The 836-nt window shown below is 40.7% G+C and carries 1 protein-coding gene; it reads right to left on the reverse strand.

The window, feature by feature from the left end; translation table 11 throughout:
* Positions 1-591 (reverse strand): cadherin-like domain-containing protein (locus tag R7R78_RS25315; RefSeq protein WP_225474525.1); only part of this gene is annotated, 591 nt, incomplete at its 3' end.
* Positions 592-836 lie beyond the last annotated feature (245 nt).

Consider the following 836-nt stretch of genomic DNA (forward strand, 5'->3'; position numbering starts at 1 on the left):
ATCGATAATGAGGTTCTCAACAGATAATGTGTCTTTGTCTTCATCATCAACATTTGACAGTAACTCTTCCGTCGTAATGGTGATTGAACCACCGTCCTCTTCAATCGCATCTAGAGTAACTGGCGTTGTTGCCAAAGGTTTATCATTGCTGTCAGCACTCGTTTGCACATTACTTCGGACTAGATCGTTCAGTGCTAGAACTTGTGTTTGCGATAGTCCTAAAGCCTCAATACCAATGGTTTCAAAACTGGTGGATGCCAAGAGTTCAGTACCATCGCGAACAATTGTCGCACTGGTTTGCAGACTAGAGCCGCCGTTCTCACCAGCTGCTGGCGCAAACTCTTCATCTACAGCAGAAGGGTCTTGTCCTTGTTCGATTGCACTAATAATTTGTAAAACATCATCAGTGACATCTTTAGAACCCTGCTCTTGAGTCAATTGCACGTTTAAATCCAGAGGGCCAACCTCTGTTGATGTCACAACCACTTCTCCTGGTAGTGGCTGTTGTCCCTCCGTTAGTACTCTCAGCTTCCCATCTAATCCTATTACAACGACTTGATTGCCGAGTGAAACTAACGCTGTACGATCCATATAAAACTTCACCCCAAATTACTGTCAACTTTTTGACTAATGATACTAATTTGCTATATATTGCCCGAATATATACTGCAATAACAGTAATTTGATGCCTATTTTCAACTTATAAGTCACAATTTTTCCATATTGTCGATTTTCAGTTGGTGGGTGATTGAGATCTTTGTATAAGCAACTATAAAATGTAACAAAACCAAATAAAGGTGATATTAGTTCGAAGTTAAGCCCCAGTTAGGCGTATT

It is taken from the genome of Vibrio sp. 2134-1 (assembly GCF_033339495.1).